At 71.9% G+C, this 18,297-nt stretch carries 19 protein-coding genes; 7 read left to right on the forward strand and 12 right to left on the reverse strand.

Translation table 11 applies throughout. The features are described from left to right. Positions 1–77: 77 nt before the first annotated feature. Complete coding sequence (locus ACGFYN_RS10305; protein WP_393865352.1) at positions 78–2,321, forward strand: FUSC family protein; 2,244 nt, start codon at positions 78–80, stop codon at positions 2,319–2,321. Between the two features lie 6 nt (positions 2,322–2,327). Here the strand turns inward: ACGFYN_RS10305 and ACGFYN_RS10310 are convergent, their stop codons facing one another. From ACGFYN_RS10310 to ACGFYN_RS10335, 6 genes are all read right to left on the reverse strand, one after another. Next, positions 2,328–2,759: a hypothetical protein gene (locus tag ACGFYN_RS10310; protein WP_393865353.1), complete on the reverse strand. Its 432-nt coding sequence runs from the start codon at positions 2,757–2,759 to the stop codon at positions 2,328–2,330. Between the two features lie 28 nt (positions 2,760–2,787). After that, the gene (locus ACGFYN_RS10315) at positions 2,788–3,624 is read right to left on the reverse strand and encodes a DUF1206 domain-containing protein (protein ID WP_393865354.1); all 837 of its coding nucleotides are present in this window, start codon (positions 3,622–3,624) and stop codon (positions 2,788–2,790) included. A gap of 55 nt (positions 3,625–3,679) precedes the next feature. Further along, positions 3,680–4,546, reverse strand: coding sequence for an ANTAR domain-containing protein (locus tag ACGFYN_RS10320; RefSeq protein ID WP_393865355.1), 867 nt, complete (start codon positions 4,544–4,546; stop codon positions 3,680–3,682). Continuing rightward, positions 4,543–4,824, reverse strand: coding sequence for a DUF5133 domain-containing protein (locus tag ACGFYN_RS10325; protein ID WP_393865356.1), 282 nt, complete (start codon positions 4,822–4,824; stop codon positions 4,543–4,545). The genes ACGFYN_RS10320 and ACGFYN_RS10325 overlap by 4 nt, the downstream gene beginning before the upstream one ends. Positions 4,825–4,855: 31 nt before the next feature. Beyond that, positions 4,856–5,710: a SigB/SigF/SigG family RNA polymerase sigma factor gene (locus ACGFYN_RS10330; protein WP_393865357.1), complete on the reverse strand. Its 855-nt coding sequence runs from the start codon at positions 5,708–5,710 to the stop codon at positions 4,856–4,858. 181 nt (positions 5,711–5,891) lie between these two features. Then, positions 5,892–6,335 carry an ATP-binding protein gene (locus ACGFYN_RS10335; protein ID WP_393865358.1) on the reverse strand — a complete coding sequence of 148 codons (444 nt, stop codon included), beginning with the start codon at positions 6,333–6,335 and terminating at the stop codon, positions 5,892–5,894. A gap of 262 nt (positions 6,336–6,597) precedes the next feature. On the opposite strand from ACGFYN_RS10335, the gene ACGFYN_RS10340 reads away from it, so the two are divergent. The 3 genes from ACGFYN_RS10340 to ACGFYN_RS10350 all read left to right on the forward strand — a co-directional run bounded on the left by ACGFYN_RS10340 (position 6,598) and on the right by ACGFYN_RS10350 (position 9,096). Next, entirely contained in the window at positions 6,598–6,819 is a 222-nt protein-coding gene (locus tag ACGFYN_RS10340) for a hypothetical protein (protein WP_393865359.1), read from the forward strand. 69 nt (positions 6,820–6,888) lie between these two features. After that, positions 6,889–8,376: an aminotransferase class I/II-fold pyridoxal phosphate-dependent enzyme gene (locus ACGFYN_RS10345; protein WP_393865360.1), complete on the forward strand. Its 1,488-nt coding sequence runs from the start codon at positions 6,889–6,891 to the stop codon at positions 8,374–8,376. Positions 8,377–8,643: 267 nt separating this feature from the next. Beyond that, a complete protein-coding gene (locus tag ACGFYN_RS10350; protein ID WP_393865361.1) occupies positions 8,644–9,096 on the forward strand; it encodes a cyclic nucleotide-binding domain-containing protein in 453 nt (150 codons plus the stop codon). A gap of 5 nt (positions 9,097–9,101) precedes the next feature. On the opposite strand, the gene ACGFYN_RS10355 is transcribed toward ACGFYN_RS10350, so the two are convergent. Next, positions 9,102–10,406: an MFS transporter gene (locus ACGFYN_RS10355; protein ID WP_393865362.1), complete on the reverse strand. Its 1,305-nt coding sequence runs from the start codon at positions 10,404–10,406 to the stop codon at positions 9,102–9,104. Between the two features lie 111 nt (positions 10,407–10,517). Next, positions 10,518–11,135 carry a LysE/ArgO family amino acid transporter gene (locus ACGFYN_RS10360; RefSeq protein ID WP_393865363.1) on the reverse strand — a complete coding sequence of 206 codons (618 nt, stop codon included), beginning with the start codon at positions 11,133–11,135 and terminating at the stop codon, positions 10,518–10,520. A gap of 66 nt (positions 11,136–11,201) precedes the next feature. Here ACGFYN_RS10360 and ACGFYN_RS10365 point away from each other — a divergent pair, with 66 nt between their 5' ends. Continuing rightward, a complete protein-coding gene (locus tag ACGFYN_RS10365) occupies positions 11,202–12,107 on the forward strand; it encodes a LysR family transcriptional regulator ArgP (RefSeq protein ID WP_393865364.1) in 906 nt (301 codons plus the stop codon). Positions 12,108–12,376: 269 nt separating this feature from the next. Here the strand turns inward: ACGFYN_RS10365 and ACGFYN_RS10370 are convergent, their stop codons facing one another. After that, positions 12,377–13,081 (reverse strand): TetR/AcrR family transcriptional regulator, encoded by a 705-nt coding sequence (locus tag ACGFYN_RS10370; protein WP_393865365.1) that lies wholly within the window; start codon positions 13,079–13,081, stop codon positions 12,377–12,379. Between the two features lie 106 nt (positions 13,082–13,187). Here ACGFYN_RS10370 and ACGFYN_RS10375 point away from each other — a divergent pair, with 106 nt between their 5' ends. Then, a complete protein-coding gene (locus ACGFYN_RS10375) occupies positions 13,188–14,402 on the forward strand; it encodes a saccharopine dehydrogenase family protein (protein WP_393865366.1) in 1,215 nt (404 codons plus the stop codon). Positions 14,403–14,520: 118 nt separating this feature from the next. Beyond that, positions 14,521–14,769: a WhiB family transcriptional regulator gene (locus ACGFYN_RS10380; RefSeq protein WP_393865367.1), complete on the forward strand. Its 249-nt coding sequence runs from the start codon at positions 14,521–14,523 to the stop codon at positions 14,767–14,769. Positions 14,770–14,793: 24 nt separating this feature from the next. Here ACGFYN_RS10380 and ACGFYN_RS10385 read toward each other — a convergent pair whose 3' ends face one another. Genes ACGFYN_RS10385 through ACGFYN_RS10395 form a run of 3 tightly spaced genes read right to left on the reverse strand, consistent with a single transcriptional unit; the run spans position 14,794 to position 18,098 of the window. Next, positions 14,794–16,620, reverse strand: coding sequence for a sensor histidine kinase (locus ACGFYN_RS10385; protein ID WP_393865368.1), 1,827 nt, complete (start codon positions 16,618–16,620; stop codon positions 14,794–14,796). Next, positions 16,617–17,324, reverse strand: a complete 708-nt coding sequence (locus ACGFYN_RS10390) for a response regulator transcription factor (protein ID WP_393865369.1) — start codon at positions 17,322–17,324, stop codon at positions 16,617–16,619. Before ACGFYN_RS10390 ends, ACGFYN_RS10385 begins: the two co-directional genes overlap by 4 nt. 18 nt (positions 17,325–17,342) lie before the next feature. Then, positions 17,343–18,098, reverse strand: coding sequence for a L,D-transpeptidase family protein (locus ACGFYN_RS10395; RefSeq protein WP_393865800.1), 756 nt, complete (start codon positions 18,096–18,098; stop codon positions 17,343–17,345). Between the last annotated feature and the right edge of the window lie 199 nt (positions 18,099–18,297).

The following is an 18,297-nucleotide window of genomic DNA, read 5'->3' on the forward strand; positions in this document are numbered from 1 at the left end:
CCGGTGCGCACGCTCCGGACGCGTCATGCGATCCTGAGAGCCTGATCATGACGTGAAGCGGGAGTGAGTACGGCAGCGTGAGGGCAGCGGGTGGGTCGGTCCGGGATCGGCTGAGCGATCGCGTCGCGGCGTCCGATCCCGGACTGCTGCGGCTGGCCGCGGGCCTGAGAACGGTGAGCTCCATCGCCTTCACGCTGCTCGTGCTCTCCCTGTTCGGCGCCGACGTACGGCTGCTGGTGGCGGGTGCCATCGCGGCCATGGTCTCCACCTTCGCCATCCGTGAGAAGCAGCGCGCCCAGCAGGCGGTCACGCTGGCGCTCGGCCTTCCGGTGGCGCTGGCCTCCGTGTCACTTGCCGCGGTCCTGCACTCCCGGGTGGTGGGCGGCGACCTTTTCTTCGTCGTCCTCATCTTCTGCGCCGTCTACGTCCGCCGCTTCGGCGACCGGGGCACCGCGCTCGGCCTGATCGGCTTCCAGGTCTACTTCATGGCTCTGTTCGTCGGCGCCAGTGTGTCGACGCTGCCGACGCTGTGGGGGGTGGTCGCCGCCGCCTTCGCCTCCAGTGCCGTGGTGCGCTTCGCGCTCGTGTACGAGACGCCCGCGGGCATCCTCGAGCGGCTGCGCGAGGCCTTCCGCGCGCGGCTGGCGCAGCTGGTGACTGCTCAGCTCGCCCTGCTCGACGCGGGTCCCGGCGAGATCGACAAGGCGCTCGAGGATGTACGTGACGGAACCTCACGCCTGCACGAGACGGCCATGATGATCCAGGGCCGGCTCGACGAGGGAACCGCGGACGAGGCCACTGCGCGGCTGGTACAGCGCCGCATCGCGGACGCCGAGATCGCCGCCGAGCGCCTCGGACTGCTCCTGCTGAACGCCCGCAGCGCCGAGCGTGCGGACACGCTGACCCTGCATCTGCCGGGCGCGCCGGTCCCGCCGGGCGGTCATCTGCCCGTTCGGGACGAGGCGAACGTCACGCTGCGCCGCGATCTGGAGGCGCTGCGCCTGCTGGTGCTGCGGCCCGTGTCCGCCGGAACCGGGACCGGCCTGGCCCAGGTGCGCAACCGGCTGCTCGGTTACCGGGACGAGGAGAACCTGCCCAAGGCCTCCCCCGCCGTCCAGGACGTCTTCCGCGGCATCGGCGAGGCGGCCCGCGCGGTACTGGGCCTGCGGATCGCGCTCGGAGCGGCGCCGGACGACACGGACGACAGCCCCTCGACGGCTCGTTCGCGCGAGGAGCTGGACGCCGAGGACGCGGCGATCGACGCGGGCGAGGAGGCCGCGGAGGAGCCGCGGGCGGGGCTCGAGCGACCCACCACGCGCGCCGCCGTGCAGGTCGCGGTGGGGTCCTCACTCGCCATCATCGGCGGGGAGTTCCTCTCCAGCCAGCGCTGGTACTGGGCGGTGCTGACCTGCTGGATCGTCTTCATCAACACCGCCTCGACCGGCGAGATCCTGGTCAAGGGCTACCGGCGGCTGCTGGGCACCGTGCTCGGCGTGGTGGCCGGTCTGCTGCTCGCGGGCCTGGTCGGGCACCACACGTGGACGGCGTTCGCGCTGGTGCTGCTGTGCGTGTTCGCGATGTTCTACACGGCCCCGCTGTCGTACACGCTGATGTCGTTCTTCGTCACCGCCGCGCTGGGCGTGCTCTACACCCTGCTGCACACCTACAGCCTGTCGGTGCTGGTGCTCCGTGTGGAGGAGACGGCGCTCGGGGCGGCCTGCGGAATCATCGCGGCGGCGTTCGTGCTGCCGGTACAGACGGACAGCCGTACGAACGAGCTCCTGGTCACCGTGCTGGACCGGCTCTCCGACGTCACCGAGGCGGCCGTCGACCAGCTCAGCGGCGGCGACCCGGCCGACCTGCTCGACAAGGCGCGCGATCTGGACCAGGCGCTCGCCGACCTGCGGGCCGCGACACAGCCGCTCACCCACCCCGTCACCCCGATGCGGACGCGACGCAACACCGCGCGCTACGTCGTCGCGCTCCTGGAGACCTGCGCGTACCACGCACGCTCGCTGGCCGCCATGGCGGAACTCCTGCCCACGCACCCCTCGATCGCCGCGGATCCACGGCTCCGGCGGGCCGGACAGCGCATTCTGCGCAACATCGAGACCATCTCGGCACGCGTCGCGGACGAGCGGGCCGCCGTCGAGGTCCAGACGGGCGCGAGCATCGCCGCGCTCCTGGAGACCGACCAGCCCGGCACCTCGCGCTACGGCCGCATCACCGACCGGGTGCTCAGGCATCTCCAGCGCCTGGACGAGGCGGTGGTGGGCCTCGCCCGGCCGCTGAAGGTGCCGGTGGCGCAGCCGAAGCGGTGACCACCCTCAGAAGTCGGTGGGCAGTCCGCTCGCCTCGGCGATACCACGCAGCTCCTCGTCCTGGCGATGGCGTTCCTTGATGTAGTCGGCGATCTCGCCCAGCCGTTCCGGGTCCGAGGCGGTGTCCGCGTCGGTGATCACCCTGACCGGACCACTCCCCTCGAGGTCGATCTCGACGACCTCGTTGTCGAGGCGGCCGGTGACGGCGGCCGCGATGACCAGCGCGGCCTCGTCGCGGACCTCCTGGGACAGGCCTTGCCCGTCCTCCCCGTCCAGTGCGAAGTCGACGGCGGGCAGGCGGTGTTCTTCCAGCGCTCGCAGGACCGGTTCGACGACGTCGAGCAGTTGCCGGTAGTCCTCCGTGTCCATCCGGGCGCGCAGGAGACCGAGGTAGAGGTCGACGGGCCGGTGCTCCGGTTGAAACTCGGATTCGCTCATCCGGACCGTGTTCCCCGTCCCGCGCGGCTCAGACGCGACACCACCTCGCCAGTGCGAAGGAGAACAGGCCGAACAGGATGAGACCGGCCGCGACGCAGGCCAGCAGCGAGGGGCCGAGCGGGGTGTGGGCGAAGGAGCGCAGGGTGTCGTCCATGCCCTTGGCCCGGTCGGGCTGGTAGTCGACCGCCGCCCGCACGGCGAAGGCACCGGCCGCGGTGAAGACCAGGCCGCGCGCCACACCGCCGCCGACGCCGGTGACGTCCACCAGCCGCCGGCTCCACCGCGACATCGCGCCCAGCTTGAGATCCTCGTGGTACTTGCGCCGTACGGACTGGACGGCGATCCACACGCCCGCCACGACGACGCCGGCCCCGACCGCGCCGACGAGCCACTGCCCGGCGGGCAGGCCCAGCGCCCGCGCCGTGACGTCACGGGACTGCCGGTCGCTCGATCCGCCGCCGCTGTGCGGGCCGACCGCGAAGCTCAGCACGGAGTACGCGACGCACGCGTAGAAGACGCTGCCGCATGCCGCCATGAGCCGCTTGCGCGCCTTGCGGCCGTCCGGCCCGACCGAGCCGAAGACCGCCACCGACAGGCGCCACACCGCCATGCCGGCCAGCCCCGCGCCGAGCGCCCACAGCAGGACCACGCCGAGGGGCTTTCCGGCCAGCGTTTCGAGGGCGCCGCCGCGGTCGGCCTGACGGTGGGTGTCGCCGAAGGCGACCTGCAGGGCTAGTACGCCGACCAGCAGGTAGATCGCGCCGCGCGCGGCGAGTCCCATCCGGGCCGCGCCCTCGGTCACCGAACCGCGCGCGGCCCGCTCGGCTCCCAGCCGACCGGACCGCGGCATGGCGTTCGCGTTCATCAGCACCTCCCCAAGGCCGTACGGCCCGGCTGCCACCGGGCCGTACGACGCGCTGTCATTGCCTGCGCAACCTTGTGCCCCGCATCCGGCGGCCGACTCCGTGCAGATGTTCCAGCGCGTCCACCACGACCGTGCTGTCGTGCCACGCGAGCCACCGGCCGCCGTCGGCGCCCACCACGTCCAGTGCCTTCAGCTGGGTCTTCGTCAGCCCCTGGAACGTGCGGTCGAGGTGGGCGGAGACCATCCCCACGCACCGGCCCGACGTGGTGGTGAGCGGGACGCTGTGACAGGCCCTGCTGCCCGCCGCGAGGATCGCCGCCCGGGCGGGCTCGTCGAAGACGGGGTCCGTCTCCACGTCACGGACGGTGACCTGGACACGCTCGCGTGCGGCTTGGGCACAGGCGGTGCCGTCCGCACCGACGTAGGCGAAGAACTCGACGAAGTCGACCGGCAGACCGGTGTGCTTCTCCAAAACCAGACCGCGGCCCGCCCGGTCGGTCACCTGGACGTTGCCCATCCCGGTGCCGACCACGGCGAGCGTCTGGCTCAGTACGGCACCCAGGACTCCGCCGCGGTTGTGCGTGTCCGGCCGGTGTTCGGGCTCCAGACGCAGGTCCGGCTCCGGCTGCCGCAGTCGTCGCGGGAACCACAGCTGTTCCCGTGGGTCCGGGCCCGGCACGGTCGCGACGAAGTCGGCCAGCGTGCGCATCCTGATGTTGAACCGCTGCGAGGCCCGCTGCATCAGCACGAAGGCGCTGTCCGCGTCGGGCAGCCGGTAGCGCTCCTGCACGATGCCCTGCGCCTGCGAGATCAGCGGGTAGACCCGGGCGCGGGCGCGCAGGTCGCGCGCCTCGGCCCGGAGCCGCTGGAGCTCGTCGCGCTCCGCCTCCTCATCCCCGGTGCAGTGCCCCGGATCCGTCATGGAATTGCGATCTCGGTCGTGTCCGGACGGACGGCGGGTGCGCTCGGCGTGCGTGGCCCCGGCGTCTCCGGGCCGGCCACGGACATCGCGGTGAGCATCCGGCGCGCCGCCCGCAGGGCGTGGCTCACATCGCGCGTGCCGGTCGACACGCACAGCGTGTACGCCAGATCCTGCGCCCGCGTGCTCGCCCGGGCCTTGCCCGTCTCGGCGTCCTCGGCCACCACGGCCTCGTACTCCTCGACCAGCCTGCGCAGCACGGCGGGATGAGGTATCAGCATCCTCTGTCTCTCCTCGTTGACTTGTGGCCGCTCAAGCCGAGGTGTTCCGGCGGCGGGTGTTCCGCTGGCCCATCGCCTCCGCCCGTACCCGGGCGCAGCTGCGGCTGATGAGACGGGAGACGTGCATCTGGGAGATGCCGAGCTGGTCGGCGATGCGGCTCTGCGTCATGTCCTCGAAGTAGCGCATGTAGAGGATGGCGCGCTCCCGCTCGGGCAGGTGCCGCAGGCCCTCCTTGGCGGACTCGCGGTCGATCACGATGTCGAACGAGGAGTCCGAGGAGCCGAGGGTGTCCGCGAGGCTGTAGCCGTCCTCGTCGCCGGAGAGCTCGGCGTCCAGGGACAGGGTGCTGAAGCTCTCCAGGGCCTCCAGTCCGGTCTTCACCTCGTCCTCGGTGAGTCCGGTGTGGGCGGCGATGTCCGCGGCGGTGGGTTCGGGGGTGCCCGGTGTCTGGATGAGGTCCCGGCGGGCCACCCGGACCTTGTTGCGCAGTTCCTGCACCCGGCGGGGCACCCTGAGCGCCCACATCCGGTCGCGGAAGTGACGCTTGACCTCGCCGGTGATGGTGGGAACGGCGTAGCTCTCGAAGGCGCCCCGTTCGGGGTCGAACCGGTCGATCGCCTTCACCAGGCCGAGCGCCGCGACCTGGCGGAGGTCCTCGACGGACTCTCCGCGGTCGCGGAAGCGGCCTGCGATCCGGTGGGCCATGGGCAGCCAGGCCGTGACGAGTTCGTCGCGTACCGCCTCCCGCTCCGGGCCGTCCTCCAGGACAGCGAGCCGAGCGAAGAGGTCGGCCGTGTCGGGGGCGTCGTCGTGCCGCCGCCCCGAGGGGGCGGCCGTGCGGGTTTCCTGCGTGCCGGGGGCGCTTGCAGACGTGTCGATGAGCATGCGGAATCGCTCCTGAACGTGGGTTTCAGGGACATACCGCGGGACCGTCGACGCCCGGACCGACTGAGGGCCCGGGGAGCCATACCGCTCCCGCTGGCGCGCCTCCGGTCCGAAGCACGAACCTCCGTATGCCCTGACCCCGCCGGGCCAAACACCGGTGAGCACGAGGAGAAAAAGGATTTCAGCTGAAGGGGACCACGGCAGTGATGCACTTGCCGCCCGTGGGCAGCTCGACCACGTGGACATCACGGGCCAGCCGGCACACGATGGGCCAGCCGTGGCCGCCGATGCGCTGGCGCCGTCGCAGATCCGTGGCGTTCCTCGCGACGGGCAGCCGGTCACTGCGGTCGCACACCGAGACGCTCACGTTGGTGTCGACGACGTCGACGCGGAAGTCGGTGACCCCGCCGCCGTGCAGGATCGCGTTGGTCATCAGCTCCGAGGCCACGAGCAGAGCGTCGCCGAGGGCGGCCGGATCGCAGGGGATGTGCGTGGTCCGGCAGCGTTCGGTCACCGCTCTCTCGACGGCTTGTCGCGCCTCGGCGGGTTTGCACGAGCGTGACGGGGTGGTCCGCTGCGCGCCCGGCCGCTCGTGGACGGATGGGGTCCTGTGCTCCTCGCACATCGCCTGGCTCCCTGGTCGGTGAAGCTCCGGCCTCCACGTGCGGGGGGAGGGAGGCCGGATCGGTCACACCTGCGGTCGCCGTGTCCGGGCGGAGCCTCGCCGACACGGCCTTCCCCCGCCCGTTTCGCGGCGATTCCACCGTCCGCCGCGCGAGCGCCGCAGGTCTCTGTGTTACAGCTCACCTGCCCCGGCCCCCTCAAACCTCCTGCCGGGATCCGGAAGCCGCGGTCATCTCATGGCGCAACGCGGGTACGCGGATCGTATGACCGATGTCGTGGACTCAGACGAGCTGCTGAGGCGCATCCAGCGGGCACGTGCCTGTGCGCAGCAGGAGGAGGAGACATGGCGGGAGCGCGGTGAGGGCCTGCGCGCGACCGATCCGGAGGCGGCACGCGAGGCGGGCGTACGGACACTCGCCTACGAGGTGGTGCTGCGGGTGCTGGACGAGATCCTGAACCCGGGCGAGCGCGCCGCACAGGGCTGACGGCGGGATCACCGCCTTTCACCGGATCCGCCCGATTGACGTCACACGATGCCGGGAACCCGGGTGCGCATGGCTGTCGATCACAATGAAGCACCCGTGCTGGAAGCCCTGGTCGAGTATCACCGCCGCGGGCGGTTGGGGTTCACGCCGCCCGGCCACAAACAGGCACGCGGCGCCGACCCCGCCGTGCGCGAGGTGCTGGGTGACGCGGTGTTCCTGGGTGACGTGCTGGCGTCGGGCGGGCTGGACGACCGGCTCACCCGGGGACAGGTCCTGGAACGTGCCGAGCGGTTGCTGGCCGACGCCGTGCACGCCGACCACACGTTCTTCACCACCTGCGGCAGCTCCCTGTCCGTCAAGGCGGCGATGCTGTCCGTCGCGGGACCGCACGAGAAGCTGCTGATCGGGCGGGACGCTCACAAGTCGGTCGTGTCGGGCCTGATCCTGTCCGGCATCGAGCCCGTCTGGGTCGAGCCGCGCTGGGACCCGCGGCGCCATCTCGCGCATCCACCGTCCGCCGATGCCTACGAGTCCGCCCTCGCCGCCCATCCCGACGCCAAGGGCGCGCTGGTCACCAGCCCGACGCCGTACGGTGCCTGCGCCGACCTGCGGGCCATCGCCGACGTCTGCCACCGCCGGTCCGTCCCGCTGATCGTGGACGAGGCCTGGGGTGCGCATCTGCCGTTCCACCCCGACCTGCCGTCGTGGGCGATGGACGCGGGCGCCGACATCTGTGTGACCAGCATCCACAAGATGGGCAGCGGGCTGGAGCAGGGCTCCGTCTTCCATCTCCAGGGCGACCTCGTCGCACCGGATCTGCTGAAGACGCGGGCGGACCTGCTGGGCACCACCAGTCCCTCGGTGCTGATCTACGCCGGACTCGACGGCTGGCGCCGCCAGATGGCTCTGCGCGGGCGGGAACTCATGGGTGGTGCCCTGGACCTCGCGGCCGAGGTCCGGGCCGCGATCGAGGAGATCGAAGGGATGCACGTCAACGACCGGGACGACTTCTGCGGCCCGGACCTGGCCGACGACTTCGACCCGCTGCCCGGGATCATCGACATCGACCGGCTCGGCGTCACGGGCTTCCGGGCCGCGGACTGGCTGCGCGACGAGCGGGCCCTGGACACCCATGTGGTCGACCACCGCCGCATCGGCGCGCAGATCACGCACGCCGACGACCGCGAGACGACCGGGGAGCTGCTCGCCGCGCTGAAGGACCTGGCCCGTGCCGCGCCGGGGCTCGGATCGGGTCCGCGGGTCGACGTGCCGTCACCGGCCGAACTGCGCATGGAGCAGGCCGAACTGCCCCGGGACGCCTTCTTCGGCCCCACCGCGTACGTGTCGACCGAGAAGGCGGCCGGCCGCATCGCGGCGGAGATGATCACGCCGTACCCGCCCGGTATCCCGGCGGTCCTGCCCGGCGAGCGGCTGACCGAGCCCGTACTGCGGTATCTGCGCACCGGTCTGGAGGCGGGGATGAACCTGCCCGACGCCGGCGATCCCGAGTTCAACACGATCAGGGTGGCCGCCTCAGGCAAGGAGGCCGCAAAGTGAATCAGGTCACTTGACCCGCTTCTGATTGGGCGAAACCCCCGTGGATGGTTTAGCGTTCATGCATACGTGGTGACGGAGTCGACCGTACCGTCCTCCGCCGCCACCGCTTACGGCCCTGGCTGGTCTCCCCCGTCCAGCCAGGGCTTTTTCATGTCCGCGGGTATTTTGCGGGAACTGCCGTACGCCAAGGTGCTCAGGGCGGCCGTAGCGGCTGAAATGGGCGTAGGGAAAGCAGCGCATCCGAACCTCGGCGAGGAGCCCCGCGTCATGACCAAAGCGACGAAACTGCTGACCGCCCTGCCCCCTCCGCAGCGCCGGAGCCTGATGGCGCTCGCGCAGGAGGTCTCCTTTCCGGAGGACACCCGGATCTTCGAGGCGGGCGGCCGGGCGGACCGCTTCTGGGTCATCCGCTCCGGCGCGGTCACCCTCGACCAACGGGTCAACTCGCTGCAACGGGTCACCGTGGCGAGCCTCGGCGCGGGCGATCTCCTCGGCTGGTCCTGGCTGTTCCCGCCGCACGAGTGGGACTTCGGCGCGGAGGCCTTCAGCCCGGTCCGCGCCTACGAGTTCGACGCGGCGGCGGTGCTGCGGCTGTGCGAGGAGGACACCCAACTCGGCCTCTCCCTGGTGCGCAGCGTCGCGGAGATCCTCGCGCACCGGCTGGAGACGACCCGCGGCAAGCTGATGGAGAACGCCCGCCGGGGACGGAGCGTGCTGTAGGGGCGTCAGATCCGGTATCGCCGCAACGCCGGAACCGCCGCCGCCAGCGCCAGCATCACGGCGACCACCAGGACGCCGCCGCCCGCCACCGCCGCACCGGGGCCGAAGGCGGAGCCGGCCGTGCCGTGCAGGACGTCGGCGAGACGCGGGCCGCCTGCGACGACGACGGTGAAGACACCCTGCATACGGCCGCGCATCTCGTCCGTGGCGGCGGAGAGCAGGATGGCGCCGCGGAACACCATGGAGACCATGTCCGCCAGGCCTGCCAGGGCCAGGAACGCCGCAGCGATCCAGAGGTTGCCGCTCAGGCCGAACCCGGTGATCGCGACGCCCCAGGCGACGACCGCGCCGATCACCATCCAGCCGTGCCTGCGGGCCCGGGAGAAGGTGCCGGAGAACAGGCCGCCGAGGACGGCGCCGATGGGGATCGCAGCGAACAGCAGCCCCAGGGCGAAGCCTTCGCCGTAGGACCCGTAGGTCTCGGCGGCGAGCTGCGGGAACAGGGCGCGCGGCATGCCGAAGACCATGGCAACGATGTCGGCGAGGAAGGACAGCAGCAGCACCTTGTGCATGGAGATGTAGCGGAAGCCCTCCACGATCTCGCGGACGCCGGCGCGGCGCTTGGCGCCGCTCGCGAGCGGCGGCAGGGCGGGCAGCTTGTAGACGGCCCACACCGTGACGCACAGCGCGAGCGCGTCGATCAGGTACAGCTCCGGGAGACCGATGACCGGTATCAGCACGCCGGCCAGCAGCGGTCCGACGACCTGGCCGGTCTGCATGACGGTCGAGCCCAGGGCGTTGGCTGCGGGGAGTTGCGCCTCGGGCACCAGGCGGGCGATGGAGGCCGTGCGGGCGGGCGCGTTCAGACCCCAGAACGCCTGCTGCATCGCGAGCAGGACCATCAGCGCGGCCACCGACTCCAGGCCGGTGAACGCCTGGACCCAGAACAGCAGCGAGGTGACGGCGATGCCGGTGTTCGTGATCAGGAGCAGCTTGCGCCGGTCCATGCTGTCGGCCACGGCCCCGCCCCACAGCGCGAACACGATCAGCGGCACGAGCCCGGCGAGGCTCGCGGCGCCGACCCAGGCCGAGGAGCCGGTGATGTCGTAGATCTGCTTGGGGACCGCGACCGCGGTGAGCTGGCTGCCGACGGCCGTGACGATCGTCGAGGACCACAGCCGGCGGTAGGCCGGGATGCGCAGTGGCCGGGTGTCCATGGCCCAGCGGCGCCACCCGCTCCGGGGCGGGTCGGCCACGACGGGCCCGGGCTCCGGTGTCTGCGGTTCCGTGCTGCTCTCGCTGGTGTCCACGACCGTCCTGGTTGCTTGCTACATCTACAGAGTTTCAGCGTCCACTATGGCAGCACCGCCAGGGAGTTCGGTACGGGGCCGGTCGGTTCTCACAGCTCATGCGCGGACGGCTCATGCCCGGACGGCCAGCAGCGTGCCGAGCGTGATCATCGTCGCGGCCACCAGTCCGTCCAGCACCCGCCAGGCCGCGGGCCTCGCCAGGAAGCGGCCCAGCGCCCGTCCCCCGAAGCCGAGCGCCGCGAACCAGCAGAGGCTGGCGAGGGCGGCGCCGAGGCCGAACGTCCAGCGCAGCTCGCCCCGGTGGGCGGCGATCGACCCGAGCAGGAACACCGTGTCGAGGTAGACGTGCGGGTTGAGCCAGGTCAGCGCCAGGCAGGTGAGCACGGCCCGCCGGCGCGAGCCCGCCGCCTCGCCCTCCGTGCGGAGGGCGGCGTCGCCCGGCCGCAGCACGCGCCGGGCCGCGAGGACGCCGTAGCAGAGCAGGAAGGCGCCGCCGATCCAGCCGACCGCGGTGAGCGCCTGCGGGTACGCCACCACCACCGCGCCGACCCCGCCGACGCCGAACGCGATGAGCAGGGCGTCGGACAGGGCGCAGATGCCGACCACCGCGAGGACCGCGTCGCGGCGGATGCCCTGGCGCAGGACGAAGGCGTTCTGGGCACCGATGGCGACGATCAGCGAGAGGCCGGTGCCGAATCCGGCCGCGGCGGTGGTCAAGGCGTTTGTCATGCCATTGACGCTAAGCAAGCGCCCTTCTGACGTACAGCTAAAGATTCTTACGTATCCTTAGCCCTCGTGAAGTCTGAGCTGACGGAGCTTCCCCTCGACCAGGTGCGGACGCTGCTCGCGGTGGTGGACGAGGGCACGTTCGACGCGGCGGCCGCGGCGCTGCAGGTGACGCCTTCGGCGGTCAGCCAGCGGGTCAAGGCGCTGGAGCAGCGCACGGGACGGGTGCTGCTGATGCGCACCAAGCCCGTGCGGGCCACCGAGTCGGGCGAGGTCGTCGTGCGGTTCGCCCGCCAGCTGGCGCGGCTGGAGCGCGACGCGCGCGCCGAACTCGGCATGAGCGGTGCCGGGGAGCCGACCCGGGTGTCGATCGCGGTGAACGCGGACTCCCTCGCCACCTGGTTCCTCCCCGCGCTCACGCGGGTCGGGCAGGAGCCGCGGCTCTGTTTCGAGCTGCGCCGCGAGGACGAGACCCGCACCGCGAGCCTGCTGCGGGAGGGGCTGGTGATGGCCGCGGTCACCTCGTCGCCCGAGCCTGTGACGGGCTGCTCGGTGCGGGCGCTGGGGAAGATGCGCTACGTCCCTGTCGCCCACCCCGACTTCGCCCGCGAGCATCTCGGCGGACCGCTGCGGGAGGTCCTCGCCACGGCGCCGACCGTGGGCTTCGACCGCAGCGACGACCTCCAGGACGCCTTCGTCCGCCGGCTGCGCCAAGACCGGGTCGGCGCGAGCCGCGAGCGGCACTACGTGCCGACCTCGGAGGGCTTCGCGGAGTCCGTCGCCGCGGGTCTGGGCTGGGGTCTGGTGCCCGAGGTACAGGCCGAACCCCTGCTCAACGCCGGCCGCGTCGTCCTCCTCGCCCCGGACCTGGCCCTGGACGTACCCCTGTACTGGCAGCAGTGGAAACTCGACTCGCCGGCACTGGCTGCGGTGGCGGAAGCGATACTTATGGCTGCGGCGGAGGCGCTGAGGTGACTTGAAGCGCGGGGCGGCCGGGTGTGGGTGGAACGCCACCTGGCTCGTCCCCGTGCAGGGCCGCGCTCGGCAAGGTCGCGGAGCCTGCCCCTCAGCGCAACGGCTCCAGCTGTGCCGCCGCGCTGTGCTTGGCGCGGAGCAGGCGGGCACAGGTATAGCCCGCCCCATGGCTCCCTCCGCGGGCGGCGCCGCGCTCGCCGAGGCCAGGGCGGCGAGTTCAGAGCGCCGAAGGCGGAAGCGCTCGCGTGACCTCGAGCGGAGCCTGCCCCTCAGCGCAGCGACTCCAGCTGTGCCGCCGCGCTCTCCAGCAGCATTTCCAGGGCCGTCGGGTAGGCGCTTGTGGTCATGCGGGTCGCCAGGAGGGGGGCCGCCTCGGCGATGCGGGGGTGGGTGGTGCGGGGCAGGCGGGCGTAGGTGGAGCGCCACATGGCCTCGTCGGCGTGCAGGGCCGCGCTCGGCAGGGCCAGGGAGGCGGCGTCCAGGGCGGCGAAGGCCAGGGTCTGGTCGATGAATGCGTGGTAGATGCGCACCGTGTCGGGGAGGGGGAAGCCCGCCGTGCGCAGGACGTCCAACACCGCCTCGTCGGCGGCGAGTTCGTTCGCGCGGCCCGTGACGCGGCTCGTGGTCAGTACCGCCGCCTGCGGGTGGCCGACGTAGGCGGCGTGGATACGCAGGCCGACGGAGCGCAGGTCCGCGCGCCACTCCCCCGTCGGGCGCCAGCCGTCCAGGGCCTGGCCGATGAGCGCGTCTCCGATGGCGAGGGTGAGGTCGTCCATGCCGCGGAAGTAGCGGTAGAGCGTGCTCGGATCGGCGTCCAGGGCGAGACCGAGGCGGCGGGCGGTCAGGCCCGCGCTGCCGTGCTCGCGCAGCATGCGCAGCGCGGTCTCGACGATCAGGTCCTCCGACAGCACCGTGCCGCTCTTCGTGGGCCGGCGCCTGCGCCGCTTCTCCTCGGGGACCACCGGTTTGGGCACGACACGCCTTTCGCCTTATGCCAACGCCATTGACCTTACGTGACCCGCGGCGTTGTATCTGCGGCGGGGCCCCTCGTCACCGATCCTCAGATCAGGGAGATCTGTCATGCGTGTACTGCTCGTGGGTGCCGGCGGCGTCGGCACGGCCATCACCCGGATCGCCGCCCGGCGGCCGTTCTTCGAGGCGATGGTGGTCGCCGACTACGACCCCGCGCGCTCCGAGGCGGCGGTCGCGGCGCTCGACGACGACCGTTTCAGCGCCGAGCGCGTCGACGCGGGCGACGAGGCCGCCGTGGCGGGCCTGTTGCGCCGGCACGAGTGCGACGTGCTCCTCAACGCCACCGACCCGCGCTTCGTGATGCCGCTGTTCCGCGCGGCCCGGGCCGCCGGCGCCACCTATCTCGACATGGCGATGTCGCTGTCCCACCCACACCCCGAGCAGCCGTACGGCACCTGTGGCGTCAAGCTCGGAGACGACCAGTTCGCGCAGGCCGAGGAGTGGGAGAAGGCGGGTGCGCTGGCCCTGGTCGGCATGGGCGTGGAGCCGGGTCTGTCGGACGTCTTCGCCCGGTACGCCGCCGACGAACTCTTCGACGAGATCGAGGAGATCGGCGTCCGCGACGGCGCGAACCTCACCGTCGACGGCTACGACTTCGCCCCGTCCTTCAGCATCTGGACCACCATCGAGGAGTGCCTGAACCCGCCGGTCGTCTACGAGGCCGACCGCGGCTGGTTCACCACCGAGCCGTTCAGCGAGCCGGAGGTGTTCGACTTCCCGGAGGGCATCGGCCCCGTCGAGTGCGTGAACGTCGAGCACGAGGAGGTGCTTCTCGTCCCGCGCTGGGTGAAGGCGGACCGGGTGACGTTCAAGTACGGCCTGGGGCGGGAGTTCATCGAGACGCTCAAGACGCTGCACCTGCTGGGCCTGGACCGCACCGAGCCGGTGACCGTGCCGAGCGCGGCGGGACCGGTGCGGGTCTCGCCCCGCGACGTCGTCGCCGCGTGCCTGCCCGACCCGGCGACGCTGGGCGAGCGGATGCACGGCAAGACCTGTGCGGGCGCCTGGGTGCGCGGCGTCAAGGACGGTGCGCCACGTGAGGTGTACCTGTACCACGTGGTCGACAACCAGTGGTCCACGGCGGAGTACGGCAGCCAGGCGGTGGTGTGGCAGACCGCCGTCAATCCGGTCGTCGCCCTGGAACTCGTCGCCACCGGCGCCTGGTCCGGCTCGGGCGTGCTCGGCCCCGAGGCGTTCCCGGCCGGTCCGTTCCTGGATCTGCTGACCGCGTACGGCTCACCGTGGGGTATGCGCGAGCAGTGAAAGGGGCGCCCGGCGGTCTTCTCAGAACTCCGTTGTTTCACTCACGCATCGACAGGTGACCCGCAATCGAGTAAGCCATCCGCGAGGGCACGTACGAATTCGATCGCAGGTGACATTGATGGACGACTGGCGAGACCACGCCGCGTGCCGCAACGAGGACCCCGACCTCTTCTTCCCGATCGGCACCTCGGGCCCGTCCCTGATGCAGACCGAGAAGGCGAAAGCGGTGTGCCGGCGCTGCCCGGTCCTGGAGGAGTGTCTGCGCTGGGCGCTGGACACCACGGAGTGCATGGGCGTCTGGGGCGGCACGAGTGAGATGGAACGGCGCGCGCTGCGGCGGAGGCAACGCGCGTCGGCACGCCACTGACGACCCGGACCCGGGCGCGAACACTCAGCCCTGTGGCTCCGGGACGCCGGGCATGCGCAAGGTGAACTCGGCGCCGGAGCCGGGTTCGCAGGCCGCCACGGCGCTGCCGCCGTGCGCGGCGATCAGATGACGGACGATCGGCAGGCCGAGCCCGCTGCCGCCGGTGCGGCGGCTGCGGGACTTCTCGGCGCGCCAGAACCGTTCGAAGACGTGCGGCAGGTCCTCCGGGGCGATACCGGTCCCGGTGTCCGCCACGGTGAAGACGACCTCGTCGCCGTCGCGGCGGGCCGCCAGGGTGACCGTGCCGCCCGCGGGTGTGTGCCGCAGCGCGTTGGAGACCAGGTTGCCGAGCGCCTGCCGCATGCGCACCGGGTCGGCGTCCACCCATGGCTTGCCGCCGTCCTCGGTGCGTACGGTGACGCCGGCCGCGTCGGCGGCGACGCGGTGGGCTGCGGCGACCTGGTCCAGCAGGTCCTCGGCGCACACCGGTTCGCGGTGCAGATGCAGGGTGCCCGCGTCGGCGGCCGCAAGATCCTGGAGGTCGTCTATGACGCGCTGGAGCACCAGCGCCTCCTCGTGCAGCGAGGCGAGCAGCGCGGCGTCCGGTTCGACGACGCCGTCGCGGGTGACCTCCAGCCAGCCGCGGATGTTGGTGAGCGGGCTGCGCAGTTCGTGTGCGATGTCGCTGACCATGGCCTTGCGCTGGGACTCCAGGCGTTCGCGCCGCTCGGTCAGGTCGTTGAACGCCTCGGCCAGGATGCCGGTCTCGTCCCGTGTGGTCACCGGCACCCGTACATGCATGTCGGGCGGTTGCTGCGCGGCCTCGGTCAGCGCCCGCAGGGGCCGTACCAGCCGGGTGGCGACGACGGCCGTCACGACGACGGTCACGGCGAGCACGAGACCCGCGGCGCCGACGATCTTCGCCTTGTTGGCCGGGGACATGTCGAAGCGCGGCGGGGCGGTCTCGTCGTCCCCGAGGTAGAGCTCGGCCACGGGTGCGACGTAGGGGTCTAGTTGGGCGCGCAGGGCGTCGTCCGCGCAGCTCTGCGCGGTCTTCATGGCCGAAGTGTCGCCCATCTTGGCGTACTTGCCGATGACGTACCGGCTCGATGCGGCCCTCCCGTTGGGATTGAGCATGAGGTACAGCGGTCCGTCGGAGCCGAGGCCCTGGCGGTCGAGGCAGCCGCGGGCCCCCGTGGTGAGCGCGTCCAGGGCCTTGGTCTCGGTGCGGGTGGGGGTGGCGACCTGTCCGTAGCCGCACTCCTCGGGCACGTAGTCGGGGGCGGTGGTCCCGTCCGGATTGAGGATGACGGGGCGGCCGCTCGGCATCGTCTCGATCTTCGTGTCGATGCTGAACCGGGAGTAGCAGGACCGCTGCTTCTCGGCGATCGCCCGCAGCCTGTCGCGTTCGCCCGCGGTGAGCCGGTACGGGCCGACCGCCCGCGGATCGATGCCGGTGAGCTGCGCGCCGGACTCGCTGTAGGTGTCGCTGTGCAGGGGGTCGACGGTGGCTGCCGCGCCGAGCGGGAGGGCGGTGCCCTTGCGGGCCGAGTCGGCGATCGGCGTGCGGTCGGCGGTCGTCAGCGCGATGCGCCGGCCGGTCCGCGCGGCCAGGTCGCGGACGAGGGGCTGGACGCCGTTCCACCGGGGGTGCGTGGCGGCGTAGCCGCTGAGCTCGGCGAGGATCTTCATGTCGTCGGCGAGGTCCTGCCCCTGTTCCTCGCGCAGGGCGCGGGTGGTGGTCTCCACCGCGAGCCAGGCCGTCGCCGCCACGGAGCACACCGCGATGAGGACCGACGCGATCAGCAGCCGCACCAACAGCCGCTTGCGCAGCGGGATACGGCGTTTCACGGCCGGCCGCCGCTGAGCTTGTAGCCGACCCCGAACACGGTCAGCAGCCGCACCGGGCGCCGCGGGTCGGCCTCGATCTTCCGGCGCAGGTTCATGATGTGCACGTCGACGGCGCGCTCGGTGGAGGCCCGGTCGAAGCCGCGGGTGCACTGCAGCAACTGCCGCCGGGAGAAGACCCGTTCGGGCTCGGCCGCCATGGCGAGCAGGATCTGGAACTCGGCCGGCGTGCACTCCACCGGAGCGCCGTCGCAGCGCACCTCGTGCCGCTCCGGGTCGACGGCCAGCCCGGCCGCCCGCACGACGGGGTCCTCCCGTACGCCGACGGCACGGCCGCTGCGCCGCAGCACCGTGCGGATGCGGGCCATCAGCTCGCGGGGGCTGTACGGCTTGGTCATGTAGTCGTCGGCGCCCAGTTCCAGACCTAGCAGGACGTCGTCCTCGTCCGAGCGCGCGGTCAGCATCAGCACGGGGATGTCACCGTCGGGCTGGTCGGCGCCGCGCAGGACCCGGCAGACCCCGAACCCGTCGACGAGGGGCAGCATCAGGTCGAGGACCACGAGATCGGGTCTCAGCCTGCGGGCCGCGTCCAGCGCGGCCGCCCCGTCGTGGACCACCGTGGCCGTGTGTCCCTCCGCCAGCAGCGAGCGGCGTATGAGTTCGGCCTGCATCTCGTCGTCCTCGGCGACCAGCACATGTGCGCACACGCGGCGGATCCTAAGCGGTCAGCGGGCCAGGGACGGAGCGTCGCCCATGACGACGACGGGGTGGAGTCCGGGGTCCAGCGTGTGCAGGAGCTCCTTCATGTGCTGCTCGGAGATGCTCACGCAGCCGTGCGTGGGGCCGCCGTGGTCGACGTGGAACCATATGCCGCCGCCGCGGTTCGGTCCGAGCGGGCGGGTCCAGTCGAGGGGTGAGGTGCCGGCCTTGCGGTTGTAGTTGATCGCGACCACGTAGTCGAAGGCACCCGCGAGCGGTTCGCCCTCGAACCCCGTGCCGGGTGAGGTGAATCCGCCGGAGTGGTGGTACGGGAGCCGCGAGCCGGGGTCGCGCAGGAGGCCGCCGGCGTCGGTGAGGCCGAAGACGCCGATGGGCGAGCGCAGGTCGTTGCCCACGTGGTGCTCGGACCAGCCCTTGAGCGCGTTGTGCGCGGGCCAGGCGGCGCCGGCCTGCCAGCCCTCTTCGGTGCGGCGGTACAGGACGGCGGTGGACTGCGGGGAGTTCTTGCCACGGCCGGTCACGACGACCGCCTGGCGGGCGTCGGCGGGGATCTCGGCCAGGGTCTTCGGCCCCAGGCCGGGCAGGTGCAGCGGAGCGCCCTGGGCGGACATCTCGGGCGAGGCCGAGACCGGTGAGCCGGCGGCGGGAGCGCTCGACGGCGGCACGGCGCCCGGCCCGTGGCCCGGCGACGCCACGGCCCCGCCGCCGCATCCCGTGAGGAACAGGGAGGCGGCGAGCAGGGCGACACGGGGTCTATTCATGATCACGGATCGACTGTGACCGACACATGTGAGGAACTCGTCAGGTTTTAGGTGTTGTTCGACCGCCCCAGACCCTACATCCACGTGGTGAACAGCGAGTTGAGCCCGACACCGGTACGGCTGGGGCCCGCGGGGCGCCCTGCCACAGGTGCCCGCGCGCCCCCGGGCCATTCCTCGTTCGGGCCATGTCACGCTGCGT

Origin of the sequence: Streptomyces sp. NPDC048419 (assembly GCF_043200415.1) — a bacterium.
GTDB lineage: Bacteria > Actinomycetota > Actinomycetes > Streptomycetales > Streptomycetaceae > Streptomyces.